This window comes from Pseudomonas sp. NUPR-002, from assembly GCF_056322725.1.
In genome coordinates this window covers 2081886-2095628 of the sequence record NZ_CM150476.1, presented here as the reverse complement: position 1 = coordinate 2095628, position 13743 = coordinate 2081886, and the positions used below count along the sequence as shown (strand labels likewise).

General features: G+C 59.3%; 10 protein-coding genes. 7 read left to right on the top strand and 3 right to left on the bottom strand.

The window, feature by feature from the left end; translation table 11 throughout:
* Positions 1-154: 154 nt before the first annotated feature.
* Together ACVWSC_RS09710 and ACVWSC_RS09705 are read left to right on the top strand one after the other, a co-directional pair.
* Positions 155-658 carry a peptidylprolyl isomerase gene (locus tag ACVWSC_RS09710; RefSeq protein ID WP_442113425.1) on the top strand — a complete coding sequence of 168 codons (504 nt, stop codon included), beginning with the start codon at positions 155-157 and terminating at the stop codon, positions 656-658.
* On the top strand, positions 655-1377 hold the full coding sequence (locus ACVWSC_RS09705; RefSeq protein ID WP_442113424.1) for a UDP-2,3-diacylglucosamine diphosphatase: 723 nt from the start codon (positions 655-657) through the stop codon (positions 1375-1377). The genes ACVWSC_RS09710 and ACVWSC_RS09705 overlap by 4 nt, the downstream gene beginning before the upstream one ends.
* 84 nt (positions 1378-1461) lie before the next feature.
* On the opposite strand, the gene ACVWSC_RS09700 is transcribed toward ACVWSC_RS09705, so the two are convergent.
* The 3 genes from ACVWSC_RS09700 to ACVWSC_RS09690 are packed head-to-tail and all read right to left on the bottom strand — an operon-like array spanning position 1462 to position 4654.
* On the bottom strand, positions 1462-2991 hold the full coding sequence (locus ACVWSC_RS09700) for a DHA2 family efflux MFS transporter permease subunit (RefSeq protein ID WP_442113423.1): 1530 nt from the start codon (positions 2989-2991) through the stop codon (positions 1462-1464).
* Positions 2988-4184, bottom strand: coding sequence for an HlyD family secretion protein (locus tag ACVWSC_RS09695; RefSeq protein WP_442113422.1), 1197 nt, complete (start codon positions 4182-4184; stop codon positions 2988-2990). The genes ACVWSC_RS09700 and ACVWSC_RS09695 overlap by 4 nt, the downstream gene beginning before the upstream one ends.
* The gene (locus ACVWSC_RS09690) at positions 4181-4654 is read right to left on the bottom strand and encodes a MarR family winged helix-turn-helix transcriptional regulator (protein WP_442113421.1); all 474 of its coding nucleotides are present in this window, start codon (positions 4652-4654) and stop codon (positions 4181-4183) included. Before ACVWSC_RS09690 ends, ACVWSC_RS09695 begins: the two co-directional genes overlap by 4 nt.
* Positions 4655-4935: 281 nt before the next feature.
* On the opposite strand from ACVWSC_RS09690, the gene ACVWSC_RS09685 reads away from it, so the two are divergent.
* Genes ACVWSC_RS09685 through ACVWSC_RS09665 form a run of 5 tightly spaced genes read left to right on the top strand, consistent with a single transcriptional unit; the run spans position 4936 to position 13640 of the window.
* Entirely contained in the window at positions 4936-6954 is a 2019-nt protein-coding gene (locus tag ACVWSC_RS09685) for a type VI secretion system Vgr family protein (RefSeq protein ID WP_442113420.1), read from the top strand.
* Positions 6947-7813, top strand: a complete 867-nt coding sequence (locus ACVWSC_RS09680; RefSeq protein ID WP_442113419.1) for a DUF4123 domain-containing protein — start codon at positions 6947-6949, stop codon at positions 7811-7813. The genes ACVWSC_RS09685 and ACVWSC_RS09680 overlap by 8 nt, the downstream gene beginning before the upstream one ends.
* The gene (locus ACVWSC_RS09675) at positions 7810-11262 is read left to right on the top strand and encodes a toxin VasX (protein WP_442113418.1); all 3453 of its coding nucleotides are present in this window, start codon (positions 7810-7812) and stop codon (positions 11260-11262) included. The genes ACVWSC_RS09680 and ACVWSC_RS09675 overlap by 4 nt, the downstream gene beginning before the upstream one ends.
* On the top strand, positions 11255-12457 hold the full coding sequence (locus ACVWSC_RS09670) for a hypothetical protein (RefSeq protein ID WP_442113417.1): 1203 nt from the start codon (positions 11255-11257) through the stop codon (positions 12455-12457). Before ACVWSC_RS09675 ends, ACVWSC_RS09670 begins: the two co-directional genes overlap by 8 nt.
* Positions 12450-13640, top strand: coding sequence for a hypothetical protein (locus tag ACVWSC_RS09665; protein ID WP_442113416.1), 1191 nt, complete (start codon positions 12450-12452; stop codon positions 13638-13640). The genes ACVWSC_RS09670 and ACVWSC_RS09665 overlap by 8 nt, the downstream gene beginning before the upstream one ends.
* Positions 13641-13743: the final 103 nt, after the last annotated feature.

Sequence of the window (13743 nt, the reverse complement as noted above, 5' to 3'; positions counted from 1 at the left end):
ACAGCTTCGGGCCGACAAACTGGCGCGATATTCGGCAGGCAACGCGAAAAAACTGCCGCGAATTACGTATCGCGGGCTGTAGACTGTGCGTCAGGTGTGTATCGCGAACCTGCGCGACCCCATTTTCGAATGCCTTGAAAGAGCGAATTCCAGCATGTCCAAAGTCAAACTGAGCACCAATCACGGCGACATCGTTATCGAACTGAATGCCGAAAAAGCCCCGATCACCGTGGCCAACTTCATCGAATACGTCAACGCTGGCCACTACAGCAACACCGTATTCCACCGCGTCATCGGCAACTTCATGATCCAGGGCGGCGGTTTCGAGCCAGGCATGAAAGAAAAGAAAGACAAGCGCCCAAGCATCCAGAACGAAGCGGACAACGGCCTGAGCAACGACAAGTACACCATCGCCATGGCCCGTACCATGGAGCCGCATTCGGCCTCGGCGCAGTTCTTCATCAACGTCACCGACAACACTTTCCTCAACCACAGCAGCAAAAACGTGCAGGGTTGGGGCTACGCCGTGTTCGGTAAAGTCACCGAAGGTACTGACGTGGTCGACAGCATCAAGAAAGTCGCCACCGGCTCCAAAGCTGGCCACCAGGACGTACCGGTTGAAGACGTGATCATCGAGAAAGCCGAGATCGTTGAGTGATACTGCTGATCTCTGATCTGCACCTGCAAGAAGAACGCCCGGACATTACCCGGGCGTTTCTAGATCTGCTCGAAGGTCGGGCTCGGCATGCCGAAGCCCTGTACATCCTCGGTGACTTTTTCGAGGCGTGGATCGGCGACGATGCCATGACCCCGTTCCAGCGCGGAATCTGCCAGGCCCTGCGCGCCTTGAGCGACAGCGGCACACAGGTCTACCTGATGCATGGCAACCGCGACTTCCTGATTGGCGAAGCGTTTTGCCAAGCCGCAGGCGCCACCCTACTGGCCGACCCCAGCGTGGTACGCCTGGGGGGTGAGTCGGTGTTGCTGATGCATGGCGACAGCCTGTGCACCCTGGACATCGGCTACATGAAAATGCGCCGCTATCTGCGCAACCCGGTGAGCCTGTGGATTCTGCGTCACCTGCCGTTGAGTACCCGGCAAAAGCTGGCACGCAAGCTGCGCAGTGAAAGCCGGGCCCAAACACGGATGAAAGCCAACGACATCGTCGACGTGACCCCGGAGGAAGTGCCGCGGATCATGGCGGAGTATGGCGTGCGCACATTGGTGCATGGGCATACTCATCGCCCGGCCATTCACAAACTGATGATCGATGAGCAACCGGCACGGCGAATCGTGCTGGGGGACTGGGATCGTCAGGGTTGGGCCTTGCAGGTGGATGAGCAAGGGTTTCAGTTGCAGCCTTTTGCCTTTCTGTAGGAGCGGCGGTGCGGCGACCCGACTTGCCCCGCGATGCGGTGTGCCTGACAGACCGCAATCGCGGGGCAAGCCCGCTCCCACTGCTCAATGCCCTGCTGACGCCGGACCCGCCTTGGCCGCAAACGGCGGCTTGGCCAGCCACACCAGCAAAATCAAACCGGCAAACACCCAGCCCATCAGGGTGAAATAGTCCACCGTCGACATCATGTAGGCCTGACTGTTGAGCATCTGCTCCAACTGCGCATAAGACTGTGCGCTGGCACCGCCCAGATGATTGAGCGCTTCACGGGTGGCAGTCTCATAGGTGCTGATACTTTCACTCAGGTAGGCATGATGCTGATCAGCCCGGCGAATCCAGATCCAGGTGGTCAGCGACGCCGCGAAGCTACCGCCCAGCGTACGCAAAAAAGTTGCCAGTCCTGAACCGTCAGCAATCTGATGGGGCGGCAGGTCCGACAGCAAGATGCTCAAAGTCGGCATGAAGAACAGCGCCACACCAATCCCCATGAACAACTGCACCAGAGCAACATGCTGGAAGTCCACTTCATGGGTGAAGCCTGCGCGCATGAAGCAACTGGTGCCGATCGCCAGAAACGCCAACCCGGCCAATAAACGCAGGTCGAACCTGTGGGCATACTTACCGACAAACGGCGACATCAGCACCGGCAACAGCCCTATCGGCGCCACTGCCAGCCCGGCCCAGGTAGCGGTGTAGCCCATCTGCGTCTGCAGCCATTGCGGCAGGATCAGGTTAATCCCGAAAAATCCGGCGTAACCGAACACCAGCACAATGGTGCCAATGCGAAAATTGCGGTGCACAAACAGGCGCAGGTTGACCACCGGGTGCTTGTCAGTCAGCTCCCAGATGATGAAGACGGCCAGGAACACCACCGAGATCAGGCTGCCGATCACGATGAAACTCGACTCGAACCAGTCCAGATCGTTGCCTTTATCGAGCACAATCTGCAGGGCACCAACGCCGATGATCAAGGTCAGCAAGCCGATATAGTCCATGGGCTGGCGCGCCGTACTCACCGGCCGCGCGCGCATCTGTTGGCGCACCACTGCTGCCGCGAACAGGCCGATCGGTACGTTGATGAAGAAAATCCACGGCCAGCTGTAACTGTCAGTGATCCAGCCGCCCAGAATCGGCCCGGCAATCGGCGCCACCACCGTTACCATGGCCAGCAATGCCAGGGCCATGCCGCGCTTGGCTGGTGGGTATACGGCGATCAGCAAAGTCTGGGTCATCGGGTACAACGGCCCGGCAACAATGCCTTGCAGCACGCGAAAGCCCACCAACTCGGGCATCGAACGCGCGATGCCGCACAGGAACGACGCCAGCACGAACAGCAGTGTCGCCCAGATAAACAGCTTCACCTCGCCAAAGCGTCGACTCAGCCAGCCAGTGAGCGGCAAGGCAATGGCATTGCTGACCGCGAACGAGGTGATGACCCAGGTGCCCTGCTCGACACTCACCCCCAAGTTGCCGGCAATGGTCGGCAAGGCGACGTTGGCAATGGTGGTGTCGAGCACCTGCATGAAAGTCGCCAACGACAGCCCGATGGTGGTCAGCAGCAGGCTCGGCGGGCTGAATGAGGCGTTGCTGCTCATCGCTGCGCCGTCTTGCTGGGGCCTTCGCTGTTGTCGTGGATCAGCCGCGCAATCATGGCATCGGCCTCGACCAATTGACGGTCATAGACTTGCGTGGCGAACGACGCTTGCTGTGGTGGCACCTGAGCCAATACCGGACCACTCTGATCGTGCAGATCCACCGTCACCTGGGTCGAAAGACCAATACGCAACGGATGAGCGGCCAGTTGCTGCGCATTGATATGAATACGCACCGGCACACGCTGAACGATCTTGATCCAGTTGCCGGTGGCGTTCTGTGCCGGCAACAGCGCGAACGCACTGCCGGTGCCTGCGCCCAGGCTGTCGATGGTGCCGTTGTACTTGACCTCATTGCCGTACAGGTCGGCAACGATATCCACCGGCTGGCCAATACGCATATTGCGCAACTGCGTTTCCTTGAAATTGGCGTCGATCCACAGCTGATCAAGCGGAATCACTGCCATGGTCGCCGTACCCGGCTCAAGACGCTGCCCCAGCTGCACGGTACGCTTGGCCACATAGCCAGTCACCGGCGCCACCAGGGTGGTGCGCGACGCGGCCAGATAGGCCTGACGCAACTCGGCGGCGGCGGCCATCACCTGCGGATGGGAAGACACCACCGTGTCATCGACCAGCGCCGTGGTGGTATTGAGCTGCTGCCTGGCGCTGAGCAACGCATTCTGCGCTGAAGACAGATCGTCACGGGCGTGGGACAACTCCTCCAGCGAAATCGCACCGCTCGCGGCCAGGGTTTTGCGCCGGTTGTAGTTTTCCAGGGCTTTGGTCTGCTCGGCCTGACGCGCCGCGACCTGGGCCTTCATGCCATCGACATTGCTGTACAGCCCGCGCACCTGACGCACGGCACGGGCCAACTGGGCCTGAGCGGCCTGCAGGCCGACTTCGGCATCGCTGGGGTCGAAGGCGATCAGCACCTGACCGGCATGCACCAGGTCACCATCGTCAGCGCCGATGCTGACCACGGTACCGGTCACCAACGGGGTGATTTCCACCACGTTACCGTTAACGTAGGCGTCGTCGGTTTCTTCACTCCAGCGCCCGTACAGCTCGTGCCAGGCCCACACCCCAGCACCGCCCAGCGCGACCAGCAGCGCCAGGCCGAGCAGCCAGGTTTTGCGTTTGCGGCTGTTGTTGAGGTCTTGCGCCGTGTTGGCGTTTTCGTCTGTGGCGCTCATTTTGCACCTATGCGCATGGCTGTCAGGGTGTCACCGGCGGCGAGCAGCACCTTGCCCAACAGCTGCTCCAGAGTCGCCAGTTCGTCGGCGGCGAGTACGCCAACCAACTCGTTCATGGCCGACGCACCTATCTGTGGCAGCTGGTCGGCGAGCTTCTGCCCCTCCTCGCTCAGGCCCAGGCGCACTTGGCGCCGATCATCAGGGCAGCGCCGCCGCACGATCAGGTCTTTCTGCTCGAGGCGATCGAGCATTCGCGTCATCGAACCGCTGTCCAGCGCCAGATAGCGGCACAGTTCAGCGGGGGTATCGACCCCGTACTGAGCGACGATGATCAACACCTTGAACTGCGCGGCAGTCACACCGAAGGCCTGCAGGTGGCTGTCGAGAATGCGGTCTTTGACCAGCGCAGCACGGCCAAGGAGCATGCCGATGGTGCAGGTCTGGAAGTTTTCGGGGGTGAAATGGGGCATGAGCGGAGATACCTGCTTAGGCAGTAAGTAACATTATGTTACTGCTTAGGCAGCCAACGGCAAAGCATTAATTAGCTTGCTTTGTATTTTCACCAAACTACCCCACCACCGGCAGGAGCGGGCTTGCCTCGCGATAGCGATTTGTCATCCACCTCGCTATCGCGGGGCAAGCCAGATCGCCGCACCGCCGCCCCCACATTTTCAGAAGCGTCTGACATATTTCCAAACGAAAACTGGGTAGCTTTCCGGGTTGTTTTTCTCACCCGTTTAAGGAAAAACCTATGCCCACTTCAGCCAGCAGCGCGCAGTTCGATCTACTGATTCCCTCCGTCCGCAACGACTTCAAAGTCCTGGCCTTTCACGGTACCGAAGCCATCAGCCAGCTGTATGCGATTACCGTTGATCTGGTCAGCGAGCACCCAGACTTCGACCTCGACAGCCTGATTGGCCAGCCGGCATTCCTGCGCTTTGGCGACAATGGCGAAGGCATTCACGGCCACATCGAAGATGTTTTGATCGGCGAACCCGGTACCCGCCTGACCCACTATCAACTGACCCTGGTACCCGCGCTGCACTACCTGCAGTTCAGTCGTCAGCAGCGGATCTTCCAGCAGAAGACGGTGCCGCAGATCATCACCGAGGTGCTGCAAGGGCACGGCATTCAGGCCGATGCCTTCACGTTTCATGTCAGCAACTGCAGCGAACGTGAATACTGCACGCAGTATGCGGAGTCGGATTTCAGCTTTGTATCAAGGCTCTGCAGCGAAGAGGGCATTGCCTGGTTTCACCAGCACAGCCCCCAGGGCCACCACCTGGAGTTCAGCGACCACCAGACGTTTTTCCCCAAGCTCAGTGCAACGCCTTTTCGGCAAGGGGCCGGTATGGTCGCCGAGCACCCAGTGGTCAGCCAGTTCAGCCAGCGCTTCAGCACCCGTACCAACAAGGTGACCCAACGCACCTATGATTTTCAGCGTCCCAGCCGTTTGCTGGAGAAACAGGCCAGCGCCGACTTCAGCCCGGCCCTTGAGGACTACCACTACCCGGTCCCCAACGAAAGCGAAGAACGCAGCAAACAGCTTGCTCGTCAGGCGTTGGAACGGCACCGCACCGACTATCAATTGGCCGAAGGCAGCAGCGACCAGCCCTTGCTGCGCAGCGGCCACTTTTTCGAACTGAGCGAGCACCCGCGCAAAGCCTACAACGACCTGTGGCTGTTGCTCAGTGTCAGCCACGAAGGTAAACAGCCGCAGGTGCTGGAAGAGTCGGCCAACATCGAAAACTTGCCCGAAGACGGTTTCAGCCAGGGCTACCGCAACCGCTTCAGCGCCACACCGTGGGACGTGTTCTACCGCCCGCCGCTGGTCAAACGTCCTGCGCAGTTGACCTGCCAGACCGCCCGGGTCACCGGCCCGGAAGGTGAAGAAATCTATTGTGATGAATACGGCCGGGTCAAAGTCGAGTTCCACTGGGACCGCGCCGAACTGAACAGCGAAAAGAGCAGTTGCTGGTTGCGGGTGGCCTCCAGCTGGGCGGGTCCGGGGTTTGGCGCAGTGACGGTGCCACGCATCGGCATGGAAGTGCTGGTGACCTATCTGGAGGGCGACCCCGACCAGCCGCTGATCAGCGGTTGCATTGCCAACAAGCTCACACCAACGCCCTACCCTTTGCCCGCCAACAAGACCAAGAGCGTGTTGCGCAGCCGCAGCACGCCGGACAGCAGCGGCTACAACGAACTGTCGATCGAAGACCGCTGCGGTCAGGAGCTGATCTACCTGCGTGCCCAGCGCGATATGGAGCAAAAAATCGAGAACGACAGCCGTCTGGAAGTTGGTAACGAGCGGCGGGCAACCATCAAGGGCAACAGCATCGTAATGCTCGAAGCTGAAGAACAGCACACAGTGACCGGCGACCGTAAAGCCGAGCTGCAAGCCAACGACTACCTGCACGTCGCCGACAGCAGTCATACCCAGGTCGGGCAAACGCTGGTGATCGATGCCGGTCAGCAAGTGCATATCAAGGCCGGAGCCCATGTGGTTCTGAGCGCCGAGGGCAGCATCAGTTTGCACGGCGGTGGCCAGCATATCGTCATCGGCCCCGGCGGGATTTTCAGCAGCACCGAAATCCAGATCGGCGGGGCTGCGCTGGCCGGTCTCGCCGTAAGGCAAGCACTGCCTGCAGAACTGGCAGAACTGCGGGCACCCGTGCTGGCGCAAACGCAGTACGTGGCCCTGCTGAACAAAAAGTCGCTCTGTGTCGTGTGCCAGGCTGTGCAAGCACAACAGGAGCAAAGCCATGCATGAGATGCCGCCCCTGCCGCACGATCTGCCCTGGGCAACGCCCGCCTACCTGCTTCTGGACGGTGTCAGCCTGCCGGGCCTGCAGCAACATCTGCACCCTTGGAGCAACTCAGTTTATTGCCTGTACCGACACACACGCTGGCATGAGCTGTGTGAAATCTCCCCTTGCCTGGTCGTCCTTAACGGCCGCGACGACCCGCTGCTGGCGCACTTTCAACAACACGCTGCCCGCGAATGGGGCTATCTGCTGTTCAGTGACGTCGAGGCGTTCACGCTGTGCAAGCATTGGCGTCATTTGCTCAGCGTGGAACAGGCTGAGGGCGTCGAAGTGATGCCGCGCATTGCTGACCCTGCGGTCATGCAGCCACTGTTCGCCATGGCCGAACAGGCGCACAGCGCCCGCTGGTTCGGCCCTGTCAGCCACGTCTGCCTGCCGGATGGCGTGCAGGGCTGCTGGTGGCAATACACCCAAGCCGCTCAGGCCAACGCCGAACCCAAGCGCTATCGCCTGACCGACGAGGAGCTTACCGCGCTCGGCAACGTCGAGTTTCGCACTGCTGTTTCTGCCGTGAGTGAGCACTTGCACCTGCACTTCCCGGCTTTCCTGGCAACGCAGACAGCGGCTGAGCGTCGTCAGTCTGTGCACAGCATGATGGAGGAAGCCTATCAACTCGGCTTTTGCTCGGACCAGGAGCTGACCCTCTACGCAAATGTTCACGGCTATCTGGCCGGTCAACCCATCAGCGAAGACATCGTCCAACTGCTGACCCAATCGACGCCAGACACCCCACTGACCCGGGTCAAGCGTGCTGCCGAACTGGCCGAACGCCGGGCCACTGAGCGCCAAGGAAGCCTGTCATGACTGCACAACAACCCCTCAAAGTAAACGCCAACACCGCCGCCATGGCCAAAAGCGCCAAGGACGTACGCTCGCCCCTCGGCGCCTGCCCGTTGATGAACAGCAAGCTGCAATTGTTGCCGCTGCGCTACGGGCTGGTCGAACACCTCGACCCGGCCAGCGAGCTGAGCATGCCGCTGAACATCAACAGCCAGCCGCTGGGCATCCGCCTGCTGCGCGATGGTTACCTGTACATCGTCGACGGCAGCAGCGGTTACCTGCATGAGTACAGCGTCGAGAACGGCCAGATCAGCAAGCTGCTCTGGCACAGCAGCGAGGTCGGCGCCGACACCCGCACCACCGCGGTGGGTGAGCCACACCTGGTGTTCCCCCGCAGCCACACCCTGTACGCCTGTTATTCGGAAATTCAGTGGACGGCCTTCAAATGCGCGCAAGTGCTCAAGTCCAAGGCCGATCGCCAACAGCTGATGCAGCGCATCGACCTGCAGGCCGCCTGCCCGCGCCGTGGCGGCGCCAACTTGCTGAGCCAAGTGCAGGCCGAAAAATGGCTGGCCGAGGTGGCAGAAAACGCCCAGGTACCTGACGCCGCTGGCGTCACCCAGTTGCCACCGTCCAAAGCCTTCCCCGACGGCGTTCATCCCGAGGAAAAACAGGCCTACCACTGGGAAGACCAACCCCTGTTTGCCGACACCGCGATTGAAACGCTGACCAGCACAGTGCTCGGCGCCTACCAGGATGATTACCTGTTCCTGGTGCTGCGCGATGACATTGGCGTGATGCGCGACCTGGCCGCCGCGCAGTTGAAAGTGGCGGACTGGATCGAACAGTGGAGTGCCGATGACCGCCGTCAGGCCAAGTACCTCAGTGGCACATACATCCAGTCCTTGTACGACGTCAACGCCTCGCGCCTGAATGCCTTGAGTAAAACCGATCCTGCGGTGCGGGCGCTGCGCGACGACACCAACGAGCGGCAACAAACGAGCATCTACATCTTTCTGCAGGCCCGTCGCGACCACAAGGATCCAGGCATCTTCGGCCCCGATGAACATTGGCGCCGCGCGGCGCTCGTCAACCCCTACGCCTTGGCCTTCATCGAAATGAAGGATGCCCTCGGGCAGGCGCTGTATGAAAAACACCGGAGCACCCTCAACGCCCTCAGCATGCAGAGCTGGCACGCGTTGCACGGCAGCGAAATCGGCCAGCGCGGTATCGACGACCTGGTCGACCGCCCCGCGATGGAAGCCTTTGTCCTGACCGAGCAAAACCTGCTCAGCCACTGGCATACGCGCCTGCAGAACATCCGCGAAGACCGCCTCACACTGTTCACCGCCGGGCTATTTCACCGCGCCGCCTGGTATTACGACTTCACCCTCGACGAACAGATCCAGCACCGCCTGGAAACCGAGTTCGTGTGCGTGGCAGCGATGTGCGCCGACCAACCCGCCACGGAAAAACTGGCGACCTACCTGAAGAGCAACCTGCTGACAGTGGTCCCGGGGCTCGACACCCTGACCGTGGCCGAACAAACCGACGTGGCGAAAAAACTGGCCGAACTGAGCCAGTTCACCATCAACGTGCTGTCAGCCCCGGACAGCCTGGGTGGCATCAATGTCCTGAGCAATCAGTTCCACAGTTTGATGGCCAAGCGCCTGCCCAATTACACCCGGCTCAATACCCAGTTCGTGGGATTGCAGAGCATGCTGGAAGGGGCCTATATCCCGGCGTATCAATTGAAGATTGCTGATCGACTGGAAAGAGCTCACAACACCTTCAAACAAGCGCAGAACATTGACCCAAACGACTACATTCGCCATGCCGAAGCCCCAGCGCGGTTGCAGCTGCTGCGTGAGTTTTCCCGCAAAGGCCTGACCTTGCGCGCGGCCTCGGTAGCAGAATTGACGGCATTCAATGAGGTCCGTGACCAGTCGATGAAGCTGCGCAGTCAGCTCAACGAAACCTACCGACTGCGTAATCGTGAGCTGCGGCAGCAATCCTCAGGCATCTCTCTGCCGGGCAGCGAAGCACCTTATAACCAGCGTATCAACCTGCTGAAGTCCGCATTGCTACCCCTGGAAGACAGACTGGCAGGTGCCTTGACCGTCGGAGGCGTCAGTCCGGCGCAAATTGGCACAGTGATTGATGGCCTGGATCCGCAATTGCGTGCAGAGATGAGCAAGACGGCGCGGGATTTTCGGGCAACTGGGACCTTTAACAAACCAATGATAGGGGTCGTGACGTCGAAGGGTGACGGGATCGCGTTGACGTTGTTTGTGATTCAGGGGCTGAAGTTTATTGAGGCGGTCAGCACAATTGCTAGTAAAACAACTGCTTCGCGATCTGACTGGTGGACTTTTGCTGAGTCTTTCGTGGGCCTTTCGGCCGCTGGATTTGCTGCGGTGCAAGGACTTTCCCTTACGATTTTTCTAGCTCATATCAAACAAATGGAAAGTGCTGCCGGCAAATTACATTCCATGAGCCGATTAGGTCGCTGGAGCGGTATTGCAGGCTACTTTGCATTTACAACTGGCGGGGTCGCCGCCCTGTTCGACTTGGGCAAACACTCGCAGCAATGGGGTAAAGCCTTGGCCACAGGCAATTACAAGGCACTAAGTGCCTCCACACTGCAAATAACCGGCGATGGGATATTGGTTGGCACCAATGCCTGGGCAGCTAAACACACCGGCTCCATTGTCAAGAACGTTCTGCAAACGCCGGCGGAGCTGCGCGCTCTTGCATGGGCCGAGGCTAGCCCACGGCTGCTGGCCATCAGCGCACGCGCCAATCTGATAGGCCTGATTGCCACCGCCCTGCAACTGCTGGGTGAGGGTTTATACAACTACTTCAACCTGGATGACCTGCAAGCGTGGGTCGAAGCCAGTAACTGGGGTAATAAATCCAGGCAGCGCACTCTGCAAGACGAATGGAGCGAACTGGCCAAGGTCGTACAGAAACCGAGCTGTGAACTGATCCGCGATGACAAGCAGACTTATCTGAAGCTGGTGCTACCCGGTATCAGCACCAATGAGATGGATCGACGCCAGTTGCAGTTGCAGGCTTACGAACAGGGCCGTGAGAAATACATATACCAGCCCTACAATCCCGGCCTGCCGCCACTGCGCTGGAAAGAAAGCTCCGCCATATGGGGCACGCGCTGTATCGTTGCCAGTAAAGGAGCAGAGGCACTCACCCTGCACCTTCCGATCTACGACTCCCAGCAAACTTCCGATTTTGCCCTGGCCTTCACCATCGCCTACCAGCTGGAAGCTGAACGCGACCTGCTCCATTACACCACTTTTGTCTTGCGTAACTTGTACATCACCCGCGCCTATGCCGTGGAGATCAAAACCAAAGGCACCTATCGACTCGAATCGGTAGAGCACATGCCTCCTGGGACGGGCAAAGCGCCTTTCTGGCTTTTCAAACAAGAAGAGTTGGTGGCGATCGATGATTAAGAAGCTATTCAAACGCCAGAACAAACTCACCAGCACTGAACCTGAACAGGACATTCGCAGTCAGCGGCCCTGCGCCGGTGAGATCCGGGTCAGGGGATTGAATGAAACCCTGTTCCTGTCGCCCCTGCCGGTTTACACCGGGCAGGTGCAGTCATCGCGCCGTAACTTTTCAGAGATGAACGATACTTATCTGGAGCTGGGCGGTAGTAATTGGGGGATGGTTGAGCAAGGAAAAATATTCGCCACAGGGATTTGGCTACTTTTATTTATTGCATTTGTAGTTCCTGTTGTTGCTTGCCTCTGGCTCGTCGCTTTTAGCCCTCCGGGAATCGACCGAAAGTTCTTTGACATCATCGGTGATGCTTTACTGGTTTTCTCTACAACAGCCCTACTCGGCCTGCTCCCGGTCGGTGCTTATTTATACGGAATGATTTCCAGCGTCCACGAAGCCGCCAAAACCTACCCCGTCCGCTTCAACCGCCAACGCCGCGAAGTCTGTTACGTCGATGGCAAAACCCATCGCGTGCTGATCGTCCCCTGGGAAAGCGTGGTCGCCTGGGTCGCCACCACCCAGGGTGTCACCAGCTACGGCGCCACCCGCCAATACACCTTTGGCATGGGCCTGGAGGACGAGGAACAAGACAAATTGCAGTTCCTGTTGATGGGGCAACCCAGCGATGCCCATTCCCTCGGGATGTGGGCGGCGATCCGCAATTACATGGAAGACGGGCAACTGGTGGATGCGCCTAACCCAATACTTGCCTTGGCAGGGCTGACTCCAAGTGAAGATCGACTCAAACCTTACGAGGGGCTGCATACGTTCTATGTCGAACGCGAGGACGCTCGCGGGCTGGGCGCCCTGGATGATGGCGGCGACCATTTAACCGACGAGGAGCGGGAGCGCTACGGCTATTCCAAGCGGTCGCACTGGCCCTTGCGCTTCTGGTACATGCGCCGGGTCGTGGTGTTCTGGAAGATGCCCTACATGCTCGCCGAATGGGGTCATCGTGTAGGCCGCCCAACTTTGCCAGAACAAGTGCAGGCCTGGTCACAGCCGCTACCACCGGAGCGGTGGGCCAAGCCAAGCCCGGCTTTGGTAAAAGCCAACCAGATCGTCAAGGACGCCATGGACAAAAACGGCGCGACCTTTGTCGAGGCCTGCAAGGCGGCGGGGTTGGTCAAAGACAATGCTTAGGAAACTGTTCAAACGCCAGAACAAACTCACCAGCACTGAACCTGAACAGGACATTCGCAGTCAGCGGCCCTGCGCCGGTGAGATCCGGGTCAGGGGATTGAATGAAACCCTGTTCCTGTCGCCCCTGCCGGTTTACACCGGGCAAGTGCAGTCATCGCGCCGTAACTTTTCAGAGATGAACGACACTTATCTAGAGCTGGGCGGCAGTAATTGGGGGATGGTTGAGCAAGGAAAAATATTCGCCACAGGAATCTGGATGCTCTTGTTCACGGCGTTTATCGCACCGGTCCTTATTTGCATCTTGCTCGTCGCTTTAAGCCCTCCTGAAATCGACCGAAAGTTCTTCGACATTATCGGTGATGCTTTACTGACTTTCACCACAACAGCCCTTCTCGGCATTCTCCCATTCGGTGCTTATTTATACGGAATGATTTCCAGCGTCCACGAAGCCGCCAAAACCTACCCCGTCCGCTTCAACCGCCAACGTCGCGAAGTCTGTTACGTCGATGGCAAAACCCATCGCGTGCTGATCGTCCCCTGGGAAAGCGTGGTCGCCTGGGTCGCCACCACCCAGGGCGTCACCAGCTACGGCGCCACCCGCCAGTACACCTTTGGCATGGGCCTGGAGGACGAGGAACAGGACAAAGTGCAGTTCCTGCTGATGGGGCAACCCAGTGATGCCCATTCCCTCGGGATGTGGGCGGCGATCCGCAACTACATGGAAGACGGGCAGTTGGTGGATACACCCAGCCCGCTGCTTGTCGCCATGGGACTCATCGCGACTGGCGACCGGCTCAAGCCCTACGAAGGACTGCATACCTTCGAGCTCGAACGTAAGGATGCACGCAGAAGGTGCCATATGAACGACGTCGGCGCCGACCTGTCTGCCAAAGAACGGGAACGGTATGGCTACCCCAAACGCAGCCCATGGCCCTTACGCTTCTGGTACATACGTCGGGTCGTGGTGTTCTGGAAAATGCCTTACATGTTCGCCGAATGGGGCCATCGCGTAGGCCGCCCAACCTTGCCGGAACAGGTGCAGGCCTGGTCACAGCCACTGCCGCCAGAGCAGTGGGCCAAGCCAAGCCCGGCTTTGGTAAAAGCCAACCAGATCGTCAAGGACGCCATGGACAAAAACGGCGCGACTTTTGTCGAGGCGTGCAAGGCGGCGGGGTTGCACTGACTGGTTTGTCTGAGGAAATTGGAACAGGATCGCGGGGCAAGCCCGCTCCCACAGGTGGTGCAAGGCAGTTGCTCCGACCTGCTGTGGTGCCAACCTGTAGGAG